We start from the raw sequence: 17250 nt of genomic DNA, 5'->3' as shown, positions 1-17250 counted from the left end.
GGCTGGGCGGTCAGAGCGACGGCGAGTGCGAGCCCCCTGCCGCACGGTCGCCGAGGCCGGGTCGCTGCGCTGAGTCGACGACGGTCGCCGGTGAGGTCCCGGTGCCGGCCCAGTTTCCCGACTTTCCGGACACCCCTACGCGCGGGCGCGCGAGCTCCCCGATCGGCCTCCGGGAAGGACCGGACCGGATTTCGGCGGTAGGGCCGAAGCGGTGATGATCTACTGGGTCAGCGGGTCGGCCACAACTTCACGCTGTTGTCGTTGCTGGCGGTGGCGAGGGTTTCGCCGTCCGGGCTGAAGGCCACCGAGTAGATCTCGTCGGTGTGGCCGGTGAGGGTGGCGACGGTGTTGCGGCCTGCCACGTCCCACAACTTCACGCTCTTGTCGCCGCTGCTGGTGGCGAGGGTTTTGCCGTCCGGGCTGAAGGCCACCGAGGAGACCCAGCCGGTGTGGCCGGTGAGGGTGGCGACGGTGTTGCGGCCGGCCACGTCCCACAACCACACCATGTCGTCGCCGCTGCCGGTGGCGAGAAGTTTGCCATCCGGGCTGAAGGCCACCGAGAAGACATAGACGGTGTAGCCGGTGAGGGTGGCGATGGTGTTGCGGCCGGCCACGTCCCACAACCGCACCGTGTTGTCGCGGCTGCCGGTGGCGAGGGTTTTGCCGTCCGGGCTGAAGGCCACCGAGGTGACAAAGGCGGTGTGGCCGGTGAGGGTGGCGGCGGTGTTGTGGTCGGCCACGTCCCACAACTTCACGCTCTTGTCGTTGCTGGCGGTGGCGAGGGTTTTGCCGTCCGGGCTGAAGGCCACCGACTCGACCCAGCCGGTGTGGCCGGTGAGGGTGGCGGCGGTGTTGCGGCCGGCCACGTCCCACAACCGCACCGTGTTGTCGCTGCCGCCGGTGGCGAGAAGTTTGCCGTCCGGGCTGAAGGCCACCGAGGTGACCACGCTGGTGTGGCCGGTGAGGGTGGCGATGGTGCTGCGGCCTGCCACGTCCCACAACTTCACGCTGTTGTCGCGGCTGCCGGTGGCGAGAAGTTTGCCGTCCGGGCTGAAGGCCACCGCGTAGACAAAGTCGGTGTGGCCGGTGAGGGTGGCGCTCGGTGCGAGGTTGGCGGCGCTCGGTGTGGGGTCGGGGGTGCTCGGTGTGGGGTCGGGGGTGCAGGCGACCATGGTCGGCACGCCGATGGCGGCCAGGGCGCCGAGTCCGCCCTGGAGCAGGGTGCGGCGAGATAGTGAGCGGCGCTGCCGTGGCGGGGTCGTATTCACACCCGTAGGTGTAGAAGATCATGCTTGAGATCGACTTGTGTGTTTCTGCATCACCCTCTGCCCGCCGGGGCCGAGCGGCTCACCGGAGGCGAACAGCTCCGGGGCGCGGCCGCGATCGGGAGGCACACCGGGCCCGGTCCCGTACGACACAGCCATCCGCTCCCGAACGTGTCCCCGGCCGCCAGGTAGGTCGGGGTGGCCGGCGGTCCCTGGGATCAGAGTTTTTGGAGTGCCGCGTGCGTGCGCGAAGAGTGGCGGCAGGGCGGTTCCGGGGCCCGGCTGGGGCCACTTCAGGCGTCCTAACCACGACCGGTCGGTGGTCGGCCCGCCCCCGGGCCGGAGTGTGGCCGACGCTTGCCGCCGGCCAAGTCCGCTCCCTCGCCGGGGGCTCGGTCGGCGGACTGGACAGTCGGCCGCGCGCCGGCCGGGCAGGCCCCGGGGAGCGGGCCTGGGGGTGGTGGGGAGAAGTCACGGGGACCTTCACCGGCGCTGAACCCGCTACCTTCGGCGGTAGGGCCGAAGCGGTGATGATCTACTGGGTCAGCGGGTCGACCACAACTTCACGCTGTTGTCGCTGCTGCTGGTGGCGAGGGTTGTGCCGTCCGGGCTGAAGGCCACCGAGGTGACCCAGTCGGTGTGGTCGGTGAGAGTGGCGATGGCGTGGCGGCCGGCCACGTCCCACAACTGCACCGTGCTGTAGAAGCTGCCGTTGGCGAGGGTTGTGCCGTCCGGACTGAACGCCACCGAGAAGAGCCCGGCGATGTAGCCGGTGAGGGTGGCAATGGTGTTGCGGCCGGCCACGTCCCACAACCGCACCGTGCCGTCGGCGCCGCTGGTGGCGAGGGTTTCGCCGTCCGGGCTGAAGGCCACCGACCAGACATCGCCGGTGTGGCCGGTGAGGGTGGCAATGGTTTCGCGGCCGGCTACGTCCCACAACTTCGCGCTCTTGTCGTGGCTGCTGGTGGCGAGGGTTGTGCCGTCCGGGCTGAAGGCCACCGACTCGATGACGCCGGTGTGGCCGGTGAGGGTGGCAATGATTTCGCGATCGGCCACGTCCCACAACTTCACGCTCCTGTCGCGGCTGCCGGTGGCGAGGGTTGTGCCGTCCGGGCTGAAGGCCACTGAGGTGACAGCGCTGGTGTGGCCGATGAGGGTGGCAACGCTCTGGCGGCCGGCCACGTCCCACAACCGCACCGCGTCGTCGCGACTGCCCGTGGCGAGGGTTTCGCCGTCCGGACTGAAGGCCACCGAGAAGACAAATTCGGTGTGGCCGGTGAGGGTGGCGACGCTCTGGCGGCCGGCCACGTCCCACAACCGCACCGTGTTGTCGTGGCTGCCGGTGGCGAGGGTTGTGCCGTCCGGGCTGAAGGCCACCGAGTAGACCGGCTCGGTGTGGCCGGTGAGGGTGGCGCTCGGTGATCGGCGCTGCTGCGGAGGGGTGGTATTCACAGCTGTAGGTGTAGAAGATCACGCTTGAGACTGACTTGAAGGCGTCTGCATCACCTGCTGCCCGCCCGGGCCGAGCAGCTCGCCGGCGGCGAACGGCTCCGGGGTGCGGCCGCATCCGGCGGGCCCGGCATTACCGGGGTGTGCGGAACATCGGAACCGGATCGTGCGCTTGTACGCTCCGTGACGAGCCATCGCGGACAACTGCCGATTATTGTCAATCGACAAGTGTCTGCGACCTCCGGCCCCGCCCGCCCCGTGGAGCATGGTCCGACAACACACCACTCCACCCGCCATACCAGACAAAACCGGAACGAACCTAGCGGCAGTGACCATCGGCCCGCCACAGGCGGTCACCCCATCAGTTATCGCAGGTCAGACGCTACTTCGTAGAAAATTTCCGCACTGCTACCGGGACCCCTCATAGTGCCGGGCTGTCACGAACAATGACCGGCATCAGGCGATCACCAAGGAATGCGGATGATTTCCCGACAATGCCGCGCCTCCATAACGGGCGCGGACCGGATATGGCGTCACGAACAAACAATCTTGTATATCTGATGTCCATGGTGGCGCCGCTGTTACCCAGTGATCCCCGGCAACTCGGTTCCTACTGGCTGGCCCGACGGCTCGGCGCGGGCGGCCAGGGCGTGGTCTACGAGGCCTACGACAGCCTGGGCGACCGGGTGGCGGTCAAGGCACTGCGCGAGGACCTCATCACCGACGCCTACCGCGACCAGCTGCGCAAGGAGGTCGCGGCGCTCAGCCGGGTGGCCCCCTTCTGCACCGCGCGGATCATCGAGGCCGACCTCGACCACGTTCCCCCGTACCTGGTCAGCGAGTACGTCCCCGGGCCCGATCTGCAGAACCGGGTGGACAAGGACGGGCCCTACCGCCCGGACGACCTGCACCGGCTCGCGGTCGGCATCGCCACCGCGCTGTCGTCCATCCACCAGGCCGGCGTGACGCACCGGGATCTGAAGCCGGCGAACGTCCTGATCGGCCCGGACGGTCCCCGGGTCATCGACTTCGGCATCGCGCGTACCGAGGAGATGTCCCAGAGCGCGACCGGGCAGCTGAAAGGCACCCCGCGCTGGATGGCTCCCGAGCTGTTCCGCGGCCACCGTGCCTCACCGGCCGTCGACGTCTGGGCGTGGGGTGCCGTCGTCCTGTTCGCCGCCACGGGCACGCCGCCCTTCGACGGTGACAGCATGCCCGCGCTGATCCACCGGGTCCTTCATCACCGGCCCGAGCTCGATGTGCTGCGGGAGCCGCTGCGGTCCCTGGTGGCGCGGGCACTGTCGCACGACCCGGCCCGGCGCCCCGTACCCCGGGAGCTGCTGGAAGGCCTGATCGGCGGCCAGGGTGCGCCGGAGGAGGGCACCGCGGTCGCCGGGGCTCTTGCCGACACGGCGCCCTCCCCGTCGCTGGCGCAGGTGGCCGAGCGGGCCTATGCCGGGCTCGCACCGCACGAGCAGGCCGTCGTACCGCGCGTCCTGCTGCGGATGATCGCCGTGAAGCCGGATGCCCGGCACACGCTGCGCAAGGTCGCCGCCACCGAGTGCCTGGACACCGAGACGGCCAAGCAGCCCGTCTGGCACACCCTCGACCGGCTGGTCGAGGCGGGGCTGGTGGTCCGCGACGGTGCCTTCCTCACGCTCGCCACCCCGGCGCTGGTGCGGGCCTGGCCTCGGCTGCGCGACTGGATCGCCGACGAACAGGAGGTCCTCGACGCCCACCACGAGCTCACCGACGCCGCGCGGCGCTGGCAGAGCCGTGGCCACAAAAGCGGTGACCTGCTGTGGGGCGGCTCGCTCGACGAGGCGCTCGGTCTTGTCGTGGCCGGTCGCCGGCACCTCACCCTCAACCTGGCCGAACGCTCGTTCCTCGATCACTCGGTGCGCGCCGCCCAGCACAGGCGGCGCTACCGTACGCTGCTGAGCGCCGCCCTCGCGGCCCTGCTCGTCGTGTCCACCGCGACGGCGGCCACCGCGATCGTCCAGGGCATCAGGCTGGCGGACACGAACGAGGTCATCTCCGGGCAGCGGGATACGGCCATCGGCGACCGGGTCGCCGGCCTGGCCACCACGATGCGGCGCGTCGATCCCGCCGTCGCCAAGCAACTCGCCGTCGTCGCCGCGACCTTGGCGCCCGGCGGTCAGGCGGCCCGGAACGCGCTGGCCACGCTCTACAGCCAGCCGGAGCAGTACACCTACCGGCCGCCCGGCGTCGACGGCCACTGGCGGATGAACGGAGACGGCACCCGCCGTCTGATGGCGTACGCGCACGGCCACGAGGTGAAGCTCGCCGATGTCGACTCGCGCCGGGTGGTACGGACGATCACTCTGACCGGAGAACCGGTCGACGACGGCGCCCTCGGTCACGTCCTGTCCCTCACCGCGGACGGCAGGACCATGTCGCTGGTCAGGAAGGACGGCACCGTCGGCGTCTGGGACACGGCGACCGGCCGGCCGCGGCCGGTGACGATCCGCATTCCCGAGCCGTACGCGGCGCTCGATCCCACGGGCACCCGCCTGCTGAGCCTGGCGGCGACGCGGGCGGTCATCTGGGACGTCGAATCGGGCAAGGCCGTTCTCGACATCCCGTACCAGCTCCAGGGCGCGACCTTCACCCCGGACGGGCGCTCTCTGGTCGCCCTCCGGGAAGGAGAGTTCGAGTACTGGGACATCGGCAAAGGCACGAAGACGCCCCTGCCCCGGTTCGGCGAGGACTCCGAGAAGGTCAGCGACCTGGAGGTCAGCCCGGACGGCAGCCGCCTCGGCGTGATCAAGGGCGACCGGGTGTGGATCATCCGCCTGGACAAGGAGGACGTGAGCCGGCGGCGGCTTCAGAAGAACGACGACAACATCGGGATCGCCTTCAGCGCCGACGGCAGGTTCGTCGCGGTCGGCGGCACCGTCTGGGGCACCGAGGGTGTCCACGACCAGTCATGGGACATCGTGGGCGAACGCGACGAGCCCGTCTTCAGGTACACCGGCGGCTGCGCCAACCCGGACTTCGGCCCGGGAGACCGCACCCTGCGCTGCGCGGATCACGGCACGGGGACCGTCACCGTCCTGTCTCTAAGCCCCGTCACGGACTCGGTCAAGCTCACCGACGCCTTCGTCGGCTCCACCGCGGTCCTCAGTGAGGACGGCTCGACTCTCGCCGTCGAGTCCCGCCGCGACCTGGAGATCTGGGATCCGGTCAGGCGGGTCAGACGGGGAGCGCTGCCGCTCAACGGTGTCGCGGGCACCAGCGAATCGCTGTTCGCGTTGTCGGGCGACGGAAAGCTCCTGGCGAGCAGCTTCCGCAGCAGCGGGAAGGTCGAGATCTGGGACGTCGCCTCGGCGACCAGGAAGATCACTCTGCAGACCGGGCACGCGATCAGCGACCGGGTGCCCCTCAGGTTCTCGCCTGACGGCAGGACGCTCGCGGTGCTCACCAGCCCTAGCATCAGCTCGACCTTGTTCGAACTGTGGGACGTGGCCTCGGGAGCCCTCCGGGTCAAATCCGCCGGAATCCCGCTGGAGTTCGGCCAGGGCATCGACAGCGAACTGCGTGTCCTCTTCAGTCCCGACGGGCGAACCGTGCTCTCCGGACCGGACCAGGGTGTCCTCGACGTCGCCACCGGCAGGCGAGTCCTCGCCCCCAACCTCGAAATGAGCCCCGCCAAGGCCCGCAGCCGGGACGGGCTCGTCGTCGTGGTCGACAAGGACAAGATCGGGTTCTGGGACGCGCGGACCCTCCGGCACAGGTACGACGTGCTCCCCGGCGCGGAGCCGGGCAACGCCGTCGCCTTCGCTCCCGACGGGAAAGTGCTCGCGCTGGCCGACACCACGGGCCGGATCCGCCTGTGGGACGTGCCGAACAGACGCGCCCTGGGCCTTCCGCTCGCCGGTTTCCTGACGCCGAAGGACAAGGTCGGCCCGGACAAGATCACCACCATGGCCTTCTCGGCCGACGGCGCGGTTCTGGCGGCCGTTGACGACGCCGGCCGTCTCCGCACCCACCTCATCGCCCCCGACAAGGTCAAGAGCGCCCTCTGCGCCCTCTTCGGCCCGCTCTCCGAGGCGGACTGGAGGACCCACATTCCGGAGATTCCCTACCGCCGCACCTGCTGACCGACGCCGGGCGCTCTGAGAAACCCGCCGATACCGTCTCCGTCCGATCCGGGAGACAGCCCTTTGGACCGCGAGTCAACGCGTTCACCGGGTGATGGCGGCCAGCATGAGACGCCGTGCGCGCGCCGCCGCGGTGGCGTCGGCGAGTAGCTGAATCTCCTGGTCGGCCGACATCGCGATCCCGGTCAGGGTCGTCACGAGGTCGTCCGCGTCCAGCGTCGCGGTGATGTCGCCCGCGGTCCGCGCGATCACGATCTGCTCGCGCAGGAAGGCCCGCCATCGGGTCACGGTGCCGAGCAGGAGGTTCCGCAACTCGCCCGGTCGGCCGTCCAGCTCACAGGACGCGGCGGTGATGAAGCACCCGTTGGGAAACGGGCTGCCGTCCAGGTAGCCGCACCACAGATCGATCAGCACGCGCAGGCGCGGCAGACCCGGCTCCGCCTTCATGCTCGGCGCGACGACGGCGGCGACGAACATGTCGGCCGCCTTGGTCAGCACGGCGGACTGCAGTTCGGCGCGGGAGCCGAAGGGGCCGACGACGCCCGCCTTGCTCATGCCGAGGGCTTCGGCCAGGGAGCCGATGGTCAGCGCGTGGAGGCCGTCGCTGGAGGCCTTCGTCACGCCGGTGGCGACGATTCGGTCGCGGGTCAGCTGGGCCGCCTCGGCGGATCTTCTCATGGTTGACCAGTTTAGCAAACGATCGTACGCTATCCAGCTAACGAACGATCGTACGCTAAAGGGGTCCGGAAGATGCGTGTTCGATGGCTGGGCTGGGCCGGGGTGGAACTGGAAGCGCAGGGTCACAGCGTGGTGATCGACCTGCTCGGCCGCCCGGAGGGGGTGCTGGAGGACACCCCGTTGTCGGCGCCCATGCCGAAGGTCGTCCGGCCGCGCACCGAGGGGGACGTGATCGCCGGGCTGTGCACGCACCTGCACCGAGACCACACCGATGCCGCGGCACTGGCCGAGGCGCTCCGCCCCGACGGCCAGGTGTTGCATCCCGTCTCCTTCGGTGGCGACGACCACGAGAACCTGTGGACGCTCAAGGCCGACCGCGAGCTCGACGAACGGAACCTGTCCCGGCGCCCGATGGGCCTGTGGGAGACCGTCACGATCGGCCCCTTCACGATCGCGGCCGTTCCAGCCGTCGACACCCTGGGTGATCCGCAGGTGTCCTGGGCCGTCGAAGCGGGCGGAAAGCGCGTGCTGCACCTGGGCGACAGCATGTTCCACGGCTACTGGTGGCGCGCCGCCCACCGGTTCGGGCCGTTCGACGCGGTGCTCACTCCCATCAACGGGCCGACCGTGTGCTTCCCGCACTGTCAGCCCCCGAGCCCCTATCCGGCCTCGCTCGACGCCGGCCAGGCGGCCGTGGCCGCGCGCCTGCTGGGAGCGAGGGTCGCGGTGCCGATCCACTACGACGGATTCCACATCGACGGCTTCTACGACACGCGCCCCGATGAGCTTTCCCGATTCCTGGACGCGACCTCCGCCGAGACCTATGCGGTCGCCGCCCTCAAGCAGGGCGAGGACATCGCCCTCTAAGGACTGTTTCCCGGATCGGGAGCCACGGAGCCATGTGATCAAGGTCGCGAGCGTGACGGCGTCCCCGCGCGCCGGCCGTACGCCGCCTACCTGGAGGACGCCGACGGGTTCGAGGTCGAACTCGTCGCCCCCGAGACATCACGTCAGGACTGACGCCGCCCCACGGCTTCGGTCGCGTGACACGTACCGCGGCGTGGCCCTGGAACCGCCTGGACGGCATGCCTTCCTCGGCCGCCGCGCCTACGGGCGCTGGGGCCGGCGGCCTAGTTGCCAGACCTCCCAGCCGGCGGCGAGCCACGGCCCCGGCTCGACGGTGTTGCGCACGTCCACCAGCACCCGGTGGCGCACCAGGTCGGCGGTGGTCGCGGGGAGCTCGGGATCGGCGGTGAACTCCGGCCACTCGGTGGCGAGCACGACGAGATCGGCGTCCGTGATGGCCTGCTCGGCGGTGTCGGCGTAGCCGAACTCGGGGTGCAGCTCGCGGGTGGCGGCGATGGCCTCGGGGTCGTAGATGACCGGTGTCGCGCCGCGTTCGGCCAGTCTCTCGGCCAGGCGCAGGGCGGGCGAGTCGCGTACGTCGCTGGTCCCGGCCTTGAAGGCCGTGCCGAGGAACGCGATGGTCCGACCGTCGATCGGACCGCCGTGTGCCCTCTCGATCAGCCTGATCGCCGCCGGGATCCGGTCGGCGTTGATCGAATCGACGGCCGTCAGGAATCCGTGCGCGTTCCGCGCGCCCAGCTCACCGACGCGGTGCGTGAAGTCCGTGACGTCCTTGGGCCCGGCACCGATGCCCGGCCGCATCCCACCGTCCCCGATCCGCCGGTCGACGCCGATCGCGTGGGCGACCATGTTCACGTCCGCTCCGACGTACTCGCACACCTCGGCTATCGCGTTGATGAACGAGATCTTCGTGGTCAGGAACGCGTTCGCGGCCGACTTGATCACCTCTGCCGTGGGCGGGTCCGTGAGGATCAACCCCACCCCGTGGTCGAGGATCGGCGCGTACACCTCCTCGACCGCCTCTCGGGCCTGCCGGGAGGTCAGACCGGCCACGATCCGGTCGGGGAGCAGGGAGTCCCGCACGGCGTGCCCCTCGCGCAGGAACTCCGGATTCCAGACCAGTTCCACGTTCGCGACCCGCGCGTCAGCGTCGATGATCTTCTGGAGCCGTTCGACGGTGCCGACCATCACCGTGCTCCTGCCGACGATCGTGGCCGGCCTGTTCAGCAGCGGGACCAGTGACCGAACCGCCTCGATCACCTGGGTCATGTCGTAGCCGTGGCCGTCCGCGCGCAGCGGGGTGCCGACCGCGATGAAGTGCAGGTCGGCGAAGTCCGCGGCCTCCCGCAGATCGGTGGTGAAGCGGAGCCGGCCGGAGGCGGTGTGCCGGACCAGGAGGTCCTCGAAGCCCTCCTCGAAGAAGGGGGCGATGCCGTTGCCCAGGGCTTCGCACCTGCCGGGGTCCGACTCGACGCCGATCACCTCATGGCCGATCTCGGCCATCGCGACGGCGTGCGGAGCGCCGAGGTGACCGCATCCGATCACGGAAACGCGCATCGTGGCTCCTGTCCGTTGGCTTCCTCGGGCGCATCCGGGACGCGCCCCAAGAAGTTATCGCGTGCCGGGGTAGCGAAGTGTCGGCTCTGCGGCTTTTCACAGCTCGGAGTCCAGAAGTCGGCGCGGCTTCGGGGACGAACCTCATGCCGTCGGCCGTACGGTCCCGTCGGCGGCGGCGCACCGAGAAACACGAACCGGTAACAACTCGCACCCGTATGGTCACCTCGCTTGACAGGAGGGCCCGTTTGCCATTTTATGCACTTAACCGACTTATTAAGTAGGAATTAAGGAGTAACCAATGAGGGTTCGCAGGCTCCGGGGGACGGCAGTGGCGCTGGCCGCGGTCACGGTGACAGCCCTCGCGGCGGCCTGCGGAGGAGGCGGGGGGTCCTCCGGCGGCGACACGGCGAAGGCGACGACCGAGGTCCGCCTCGGTTTCTTCCCGAACATCACGCACTCCACGGCCCTGGTCGGGGTGCAGAAGGGCTTCTTCGCCAAGGCACTCGGCAGCGGCACGACGTTGAAGGTCTCGACCTTCAACGCCGGACCGGCCGCGACCGAGGCGATCTTCTCCGACGCCATCGACGCGACCTACATCGGGCCGAACCCGGCCATCAACGCCTGGGCGAAGTCCAAGGGCGAAGCCATCAAGATCGTCGCAGGCGCGGCGTCCGGCGGCGTTTTCCTCGTGGTCAAGCCCGAGATCAACGGCGTCGAGGACCTCAAGGGCAAGAAGATCGCCACGCCTCAGCTCGGCAACACCCAGGACGTCGCGCTGCGCTACTGGCTCCAGGAGAAGGGGATCAAGACCGACACCAAGGGCGGCGGCGAGGTCTCGATCCTCCCCCAGGAGAACGCCCAGACCCTGCAGACCTTCGCCACCGGCGACATCGACGGCGCCTGGGTGCCCGAGCCCTTCGCGAGCCGCCTGGTCCAGGAGAGCAAGGGCAAGATCCTCCTCGACGAGACCGAACTCTGGCCGAACAAGCAGTTCGTGATCACGCACCTGATCGTGCGGCAGCAGTTCCTCAAGGAGCACCCCGACCTGGTGAGGAAGCTGATCGAGGCGCACGTCGAGTCCAACGCCTTCATCCAGTCGGACCCGGCGGGCGCCAAGGAGGCGATCAACGCGGAGCTGAAGGAGCTGAGCGGCAAGCCCATCGCGGACGCGGTCCTGGACAGCGCGTTCGGCAACATCACCTTCACCAACGACCCGATCGCGTCCTCCCTGCACGGCAGCGCCGACCACGCCCAGAAGGTCGGCCTGCTCGACCCGGTGGACCTGAACGGCATCTACGACCTGACGATCCTCAACGAGGTCCTGGCGGCCAAGAGCCAGCCCGCGGTGAGCGACAAGTGATCGAGCACAGAACAGCAGAGTGGAAGCGGCGCCCCCGGTCAGGGGCCGGCGAGCCGCTGGTCAGGGAGGCGAAGTGACAGCTCCGATACAGGAGCTGCGCCCCGGCCGGACCGACGGGCACGAGCCCGCGGTCCGGCTGGACGCGGTTTCCAAGGTGTACGGCAGGGAGCTCCTGGCCCTGGACCAGGTCACGCTCTCGGTGGACCAGGGCGAGTTCGTCTGTCTGCTGGGCGCGTCCGGCTGCGGCAAGAGCACGCTGCTCAACCTCGTCGCCGGCCTGGACCGCCCCACGGCCGGAGAGATCGACACCAGGGACGCCCGCATCGCGATGATGTTCCAGGAGCCCGCCCTGTTCCCCTGGCTCACGGTCTCGGGGAACATCGAGCTGGCGCTCCGGGTGACGAGCTCGGGCAGGAACACCACGAAGAAGGAGCGCCGCGCGCGGGCGGCGGAGCTCCTGGAGATCGTGCACCTCGGCGGCTTCGGCGGCAAGCGCCCGCACGAGCTGTCCGGCGGCATGCGCCAGCGGGTCGCGCTCGCCAGGGCCCTCGCCCAGGAGGCCGACGTGCTCCTCATGGACGAGCCCTTCGGCGCCCTCGACGCCATGACCCGTGACCTGCTCCACGACGAGCTGGAGCGGATCTGGCGGGAGCGGGAGCTGTCCGTCCTGTTCGTCACCCACAACGTGCGCGAGGCCGTACGGCTCGGCGACCGGGTCGTCCTGCTGAGCAGCAGGCCCGGCAAGGTGATCGAGGAATTCCCGGTGGCGCTGCCGCGGCCACGCCGTACCGACTCCGCCGAAGTGGCCGAACTGGCCTCCACCATCACCGACAGACTGCGCCAGGAGGTGCTGCGCCACGCCAGGCCGGCGGCGCAGGGACCGGGAAGCGGCGAGTGACCGATGGCTACTGATCTTTCCCAGCACATCGCCGGTCTGGACGCGCTGGAGCTGTCCAACCGGGAGCGGCAGAGCCTGGCCTCAAGGGTCTGGGCCAGGAGCTGGCCGATGCTCTCGGCGATCCTCCTCGTCCTCGCCGTCTGGGAGCTGGTCGTGCTCAGCGGGTGGCGCCCGGAGTACGTCCTTCCCGGCCCGGTGACCGTCCTTGAGGATCTGTGGAACCGCCTCGGTGAGGCCGAGTTCTACGAGGCCCTGGGCGTGACGATGCGCCGCGCGATCACCGGGTTCGCGATCGCGGTACTGGTCGGTCTCGTGGTCGGCGCGGCCGTGTCACGGATACGGCCGCTGCGGGCGGCGCTCGGCTCCCTGATCACCGGCCTGCAGACCATGCCCTCCATCGCGTGGTTCCCGCTGGCGATCCTGTTCTTCAAGCTCAGCGAGAGCGCGATCCTGTTCGTGGTCGTCCTCGGGGCGGCGCCGTCGATCGCCAACGGACTGATCGCCGGCGTGGACTACACCCCGCCGATCCTGCTCCGTGCCGGGCACATCCTCGGCCTGCGGCGCCTGGCGCTCTACCGGCACGTCATCCTGCCCGCGTCGCTGCCGTCGTTCCTGTCGGGCCTCAAGCAGGGCTGGGCTTTCGCCTGGCGGTCCCTGATGGCGGGCGAGCTTCTCGTGATCATCGCCCACCAGGCGTCGATCGGCGAACAGCTCGACAACGCCCGGGAGCTCTCCGACGCGCCCGGCCTGCTCGCGACGATGATCGTGATTCTGGTCATCGGCATCGTGGTGGACATGTGCTTCGGCGCGGCCGACAACGCCCTCCGGCGCCGCTGGGGACTCGACCAGCGCGTCGGCTGACCCGAACGTGGAACTCACCGCCGCTCCCCGAGCCCAGGGCCCGTGGAGCGGCGGGCATCGTCTGGACGAGGCGCTAGCGGCGGTGTCTGTCGAGCAGCTCGCTCCCGACGTCGACATAGCCGGCGAACAGCCCGATCACGTCCTGGAGCCGGTCCTGCGCGGGGCCCGGACCCAGCAGGGCCTCACCGTCGCGCAGGGCAGCGATCAGGGTTCTGGCCCGCGCGTGGCTGGCCTCCAGCAGTGACTCGATCCCTCCGGTGGCCTCCACCAGGAGCCTGCGGCTGCCGGGCTGCGGGATCACCTTGGCCAGTCCCCAGGAGTTCAGCTGCCGCACCGCGGTGCTCACCGCGCCCTTGCTCAGGTCGAGCTCGGCGGCGATCGCGTCGAGAGAGGCCGGTTCCTCGGTCATCAGGAGCAGCCCGTAGACGCGACCGGTCGCGTGCGGGAGGTTCCATGAGGCCAGCAGGTCACCTACCGAGGTGATGAACGCGCCACGCCTGGTCGCGCTCATCGCCGTGCCCGCCCCGAGTCCGGGCCGGAGTCCGGGCCGGAGTCCGGAACCGTACCCAGGAACGTCTCGATCGCCGCGTTCACCGCGCGCGGATCGTCCTGGTTGGCGATGTGTCCCGCGCCGGGGATGACCACCTCCTGGACGCCTTCCGCCGCGGCCCACCCGCGCATGGCCGAGGCGATGTTGCCGGTACGGTCCCGCTCGCCGCGGATCAGGCACAGTGGCACCGGCGTACGGTAGCCGGGGTCCGGGTCGAGGAGCTCGACGGTCGCCCGCCACACCTGGAGGAACTCCCGTTTCGACAGCAGGGAGAACGCCCGCCGCGCGTCCGCCCGCGCGCCCTCCGTCACCGCGGAGGCCCCCGCCATCACACCGGGAAGGCGGCCGGCCGGAATCATCGACAGGCCCGGCGCGGCCGTCCTCAACAGCAGGCGTTCCGTCCATGACAGCGGCCCGGTGTTCCACGCCGAGCCGATGACGACCAGCGCCCTGGCGAGGTCCGGATGCCGCCGGACGACCGCCTGGCCGAGGTTGCCGCCGAGGGACTGTCCCACGAGCACCGGCCGGTCGAGGGCGAGGTGCTCGACGAGCGCGCACAGGTCCGCGATCGCCCGCTCGGCGGTGAACGGAACGCCCGCCGGGCGAGAGCGGCCGTGGCCGCGCATGTCCCAGGTGACGACCCGGTATCCCCGGGCGCGCAGCCGCTCGCTCTGGGCGTCGAACATCACGTGATCGGCCCCGGCTCCGTGCGAGAACAGCAGCGGCACACCGTCGCCACCACTGTCGGCGTAGTGCAGGGCACACCCCTGCAGCGAGAGCGTCGACGACATATTCACCATTTACTAAATATAGCGAATATGCCTGATCGTGGAAAACGGCCGTCACCCCGTCCGGTTCCCGCTCGGCCGTCACCGGCGCGTCGCCCGGAGGACTCGCCGTACGCCCCGGAAGTACGGCGAGTCCTCCGGGAGGTCAGGAGGCGGGTTTCTCGTCGGTCCAGCCGGCCGCGAGGACGGTCTCGGAGTTCCACACGGTGCCCGGCGCGAATCCGGCCTGCAGGCCGCCCGGCCGCACCACGACGCTGTCCCTGGCCAGTGCCCGCCCGGTCGCCTCGTCGAAGATCAGGCGGTTCCGCAGGATCCCCTCGCCGCCCTTGGCATCCGCCTTCGCCCTGGCCCGTTCCTCGATGGCGACGGCGCTGCCGGTACGGCCCTCCGCGTCGACGACGTCCCGGACGACCTCGATGGTCTCCAGGTCGGCGAGCATCCGGAAGGCGGCGCCGCGCACCTGCGGGGTGACCGGCATGTCGGTGATCAGCCCGACCGTGACGGCGAACAGCCAGGCGTCCGACGACATCGGGGTGTCCGACTCGGTGTCGTGCCCCTCGTACGAGCGCAGCAGCCACGCCTTGAGCCCCTCCGGGTCCTCCGGCAGGCCGCGCAGGTCCTTCATGCTGACGTTGCGGCCCAGCCAGAACACCTTGTCCCCGTCGACGAGGGGGGCGTGGCCGTCCTGCGCCGCTCCCGGCTCGGTCGACAGGGCGAAACCTTCGGATTTCGGGTTGTCACCCCCCTTGGGGGACCTGACCTGGATCTCGGTCGGGGAACCGGCCCGCTCCCAGGCCGCCCTGTCGTCCGGACTCGCGGGCTCCACGCCGAGGGACCTTGTCCGGCTCCACTGCTCCCCGCCGGTCGCCGACGGGGTCCACACCTCGTTCCGCTGCCGGTCCACGAGGGTGTAGTCCCCGTCGGCCGCCTCGAACAGGTTCCGGCTCACCGACACGGTGTGCCAGTAGGCACCGGTCACATCCGGCTGGCGGGCCGCCCCGTGGGCGGCGGCGAGCAGGATGGACCGCCCGGCGAGCTCGATTCGCGGGGTGGTGGTCGCCGGGCTCGAGATCACCTGGGCGGAGGGCGCGCGCGGCGCCGTACCGCCGGTCGCGGAGATCACGACGGCGACCGCGGTCACGGCCGCGGCGGCTCCGGCGAGACCGAGGCCCCACACCGGGCGTACGATCCTGCGCCTGGCCGGGGCCGGCCGGGGCCGCGCCATGGCGCGGGAGAGCTCGGCGGCCCTGGTCCGCGGGTCGACCGGGGTGTCGTCCAGGTGCGCGGGACGTGCGGCCCGCAGCTGATCGATGGGATTCATGACCACTCCTCGCTGAGGTTCCTCATCCGGGGCTCGGGACTCACGGCGGTGTCCATCCGCTGTTTGAGCCGCCTGCGAGCGCGGTGCAGCCGCACCCGGAAGGTGGTCGGAGAGCAGCCGACGACCTGGGCCGCGTCGCGGGGGGAGAGCCCCTGCCAGGCGGTCAGGATCAGGATCTCCCGATCGTCCTCCGAAAGCCCGGTCAGCGCCCTGAGCACGCTGAGCCGTTCGGTGACCTGCTCCGCGACGTCGTCCTCGGTCCAGGCCCGCAACTCGGCGCTGAGCGCGTCCCGCCGGATCTCCGCCCGGATGTTGTCGCGCAGCACGTTGCGGGCCACCCCGAGGAGCCACGGCAGCGCCGGCTCCGGCACGTCCTCCAGCCGTCGCCAGGCGATCGCGAACGTCTCGCTCACCACCTCGTCCGCGATCTGCCGTCCCGCGCGGCTGACCACGTAGGCCCAGACGCGCTGCCGGCACTCGTCGTACATATCGGTGAATCTCTGCGAGTCGTCCGTCACCGCCCCGCCCCCTTCGTCCCGGATGTGTTCTTCTGACACCGGGAAGTGGCCGGGGACCCTCGGTTGTTACCCGCTTTCTCGAAAAAAGGGTACGGGCCTCCTGGGACCGCTGGTCAGGGGCGGCGAGCGGTGGCGACGAACAGCGGCATCCGCCGGCGCGATGTGGTCCCCTGATATTCGGCGCCGACAGGGACATCGTTCGGCATAGGCTGGTGTTCCGGGAACCTGGAAGGTTCTAGGGTGCCGATAGGAGGATGGATGCGGACGATCCTCTTGCAGGCCGAGGCCACCGGTGCCGGAGCGGCCGTCATCGAGCTTCCTCCGGGTCGCGAGGCCACCTTCGGCCGCGGAACGGAGAGCGCCCCGGTCGACTTCCCGCTGGACCATCCGGGGATATCCCGGCGGGCCGGGATCATCCGGGCGGTGGACGACTACTGGCTGCTCACCAACCTCAGCCGTGACGCCACCCTGGTCGTGGAGAACCCGGAGGGCGGCGGGGAGTTCCTCAAGGTGGCTCCGCGGCGGGCGGCGGCGCCCGTGCCGTTCGAGTTCGCCCGCGTGGTGCTCCCGGTGGCCGGTGGCGCCTGCTCCTTCCTGGTCTTCGCCTCGCAGCACAGCTTCATCGACCCCGACGCGCCCGAGAGCGCGACGCTCGGCGAGCCGACCGTCTCAGGCTTCCCGGTGGACGAGACGGCGAAGTACTTCCTCGTGCTGGTCGCGCTCTGCGAGCCGCGGCTGCGCGACGGCTCGTCCCCGGTCATCCCGACGGTGCCGGAGATCCTGGAGCGGCTGCGCGACGTTCCCGGCGGCGCGGGCCTGACCCGGGCCGCGGTCAACTTCCACATCGACTATCTGGCGCGGACGAAACTGCGCGTCAAGCCGCCGTCGGGCTCGCGCAAGGCCGACTGGCAGCGCGCCGCGCTGGTCTCCGTCGCGCTCCGCTTCGACCTGGTGCGGGAGGAGCACCTGAAGTGGCTGAACGGCTGATCGCGCCCCCGTACCCGATCGGAACGC

General features: G+C 70.2%; 14 protein-coding genes. 6 read left to right on the top strand and 8 right to left on the bottom strand.

The window, feature by feature from the left end; all coding sequences use genetic code 11:
* Positions 1–227: 227 nt before the first annotated feature.
* Positions 228–1268 (bottom strand): WD40 repeat domain-containing protein, encoded by a 1041-nt coding sequence (locus tag AB0K21_RS14395; protein WP_364149929.1) that lies wholly within the window; start codon positions 1266–1268, stop codon positions 228–230.
* Positions 1269–1808: 540 nt separating this feature from the next.
* A complete protein-coding gene (locus tag AB0K21_RS14390) occupies positions 1809–2717 on the bottom strand; it encodes a WD40 repeat domain-containing protein (RefSeq protein WP_364149927.1) in 909 nt (302 codons plus the stop codon).
* 557 nt (positions 2718–3274) lie between these two features.
* Between AB0K21_RS14390 and AB0K21_RS14385 the strand changes: the two genes are divergently transcribed.
* Positions 3275–6838: a WD40 repeat domain-containing serine/threonine protein kinase gene (locus AB0K21_RS14385; RefSeq protein WP_364149925.1), complete on the top strand. Its 3564-nt coding sequence runs from the start codon at positions 3275–3277 to the stop codon at positions 6836–6838.
* An 84-nt stretch (positions 6839–6922) separates the two neighbouring features.
* On the opposite strand, the gene AB0K21_RS14380 is transcribed toward AB0K21_RS14385, so the two are convergent.
* Positions 6923–7516, bottom strand: a complete 594-nt coding sequence (locus tag AB0K21_RS14380; RefSeq protein ID WP_364149923.1) for a TetR/AcrR family transcriptional regulator — start codon at positions 7514–7516, stop codon at positions 6923–6925.
* 72 nt (positions 7517–7588) lie between these two features.
* On the opposite strand from AB0K21_RS14380, the gene AB0K21_RS14375 reads away from it, so the two are divergent.
* A complete protein-coding gene (locus AB0K21_RS14375; RefSeq protein ID WP_364149921.1) occupies positions 7589–8383 on the top strand; it encodes an MBL fold metallo-hydrolase in 795 nt (264 codons plus the stop codon).
* A gap of 240 nt (positions 8384–8623) precedes the next feature.
* On the opposite strand, the gene AB0K21_RS14370 is transcribed toward AB0K21_RS14375, so the two are convergent.
* Positions 8624–9940 carry a UDP-glucose/GDP-mannose dehydrogenase family protein gene (locus AB0K21_RS14370; RefSeq protein ID WP_343974678.1) on the bottom strand — a complete coding sequence of 439 codons (1317 nt, stop codon included), beginning with the start codon at positions 9938–9940 and terminating at the stop codon, positions 8624–8626.
* Between the two features lie 298 nt (positions 9941–10238).
* Here AB0K21_RS14370 and AB0K21_RS14365 point away from each other — a divergent pair, with 298 nt between their 5' ends.
* The 3 genes from AB0K21_RS14365 to AB0K21_RS14355 all read left to right on the top strand — a co-directional run bounded on the left by AB0K21_RS14365 (position 10239) and on the right by AB0K21_RS14355 (position 13059).
* A complete protein-coding gene (locus AB0K21_RS14365; RefSeq protein ID WP_364149919.1) occupies positions 10239–11300 on the top strand; it encodes an ABC transporter substrate-binding protein in 1062 nt (353 codons plus the stop codon).
* A 73-nt stretch (positions 11301–11373) separates the two neighbouring features.
* Positions 11374–12198, top strand: a complete 825-nt coding sequence (locus tag AB0K21_RS14360; protein ID WP_343974684.1) for an ABC transporter ATP-binding protein — start codon at positions 11374–11376, stop codon at positions 12196–12198.
* Between the two features lie 3 nt (positions 12199–12201).
* A complete protein-coding gene (locus tag AB0K21_RS14355) occupies positions 12202–13059 on the top strand; it encodes an ABC transporter permease (RefSeq protein WP_364149916.1) in 858 nt (285 codons plus the stop codon).
* A gap of 73 nt (positions 13060–13132) precedes the next feature.
* Here AB0K21_RS14355 and AB0K21_RS14350 read toward each other — a convergent pair whose 3' ends face one another.
* From AB0K21_RS14350 to AB0K21_RS14335, 4 genes are all read right to left on the bottom strand, one after another.
* Positions 13133–13570, bottom strand: a complete 438-nt coding sequence (locus tag AB0K21_RS14350; protein ID WP_343974690.1) for an HTH domain-containing protein — start codon at positions 13568–13570, stop codon at positions 13133–13135.
* Positions 13567–14409 carry an alpha/beta hydrolase gene (locus AB0K21_RS14345; protein ID WP_364149914.1) on the bottom strand — a complete coding sequence of 281 codons (843 nt, stop codon included), beginning with the start codon at positions 14407–14409 and terminating at the stop codon, positions 13567–13569. The genes AB0K21_RS14350 and AB0K21_RS14345 overlap by 4 nt, the downstream gene beginning before the upstream one ends.
* A 133-nt stretch (positions 14410–14542) precedes the next feature.
* On the bottom strand, positions 14543–15718 hold the full coding sequence (locus AB0K21_RS14340) for a CU044_5270 family protein (RefSeq protein WP_364149912.1): 1176 nt from the start codon (positions 15716–15718) through the stop codon (positions 14543–14545).
* Complete coding sequence (locus AB0K21_RS14335) at positions 15715–16236, bottom strand: RNA polymerase sigma factor (RefSeq protein ID WP_364149910.1); 522 nt, start codon at positions 16234–16236, stop codon at positions 15715–15717. Before AB0K21_RS14335 ends, AB0K21_RS14340 begins: the two co-directional genes overlap by 4 nt.
* A 258-nt stretch (positions 16237–16494) precedes the next feature.
* Between AB0K21_RS14335 and AB0K21_RS14330 the strand changes: the two genes are divergently transcribed.
* The gene (locus AB0K21_RS14330) at positions 16495–17223 is read left to right on the top strand and encodes a winged helix-turn-helix domain-containing protein (protein ID WP_343974702.1); all 729 of its coding nucleotides are present in this window, start codon (positions 16495–16497) and stop codon (positions 17221–17223) included.
* Positions 17224–17250: the final 27 nt, after the last annotated feature.

Source organism: Streptosporangium sp. NPDC049248 (assembly GCF_040678965.1).
GTDB lineage: Bacteria > Actinomycetota > Actinomycetes > Streptosporangiales > Streptosporangiaceae > Streptosporangium > Streptosporangium fukuiense.
This window is presented reverse-complemented; position numbering and strand designations above follow the sequence as displayed.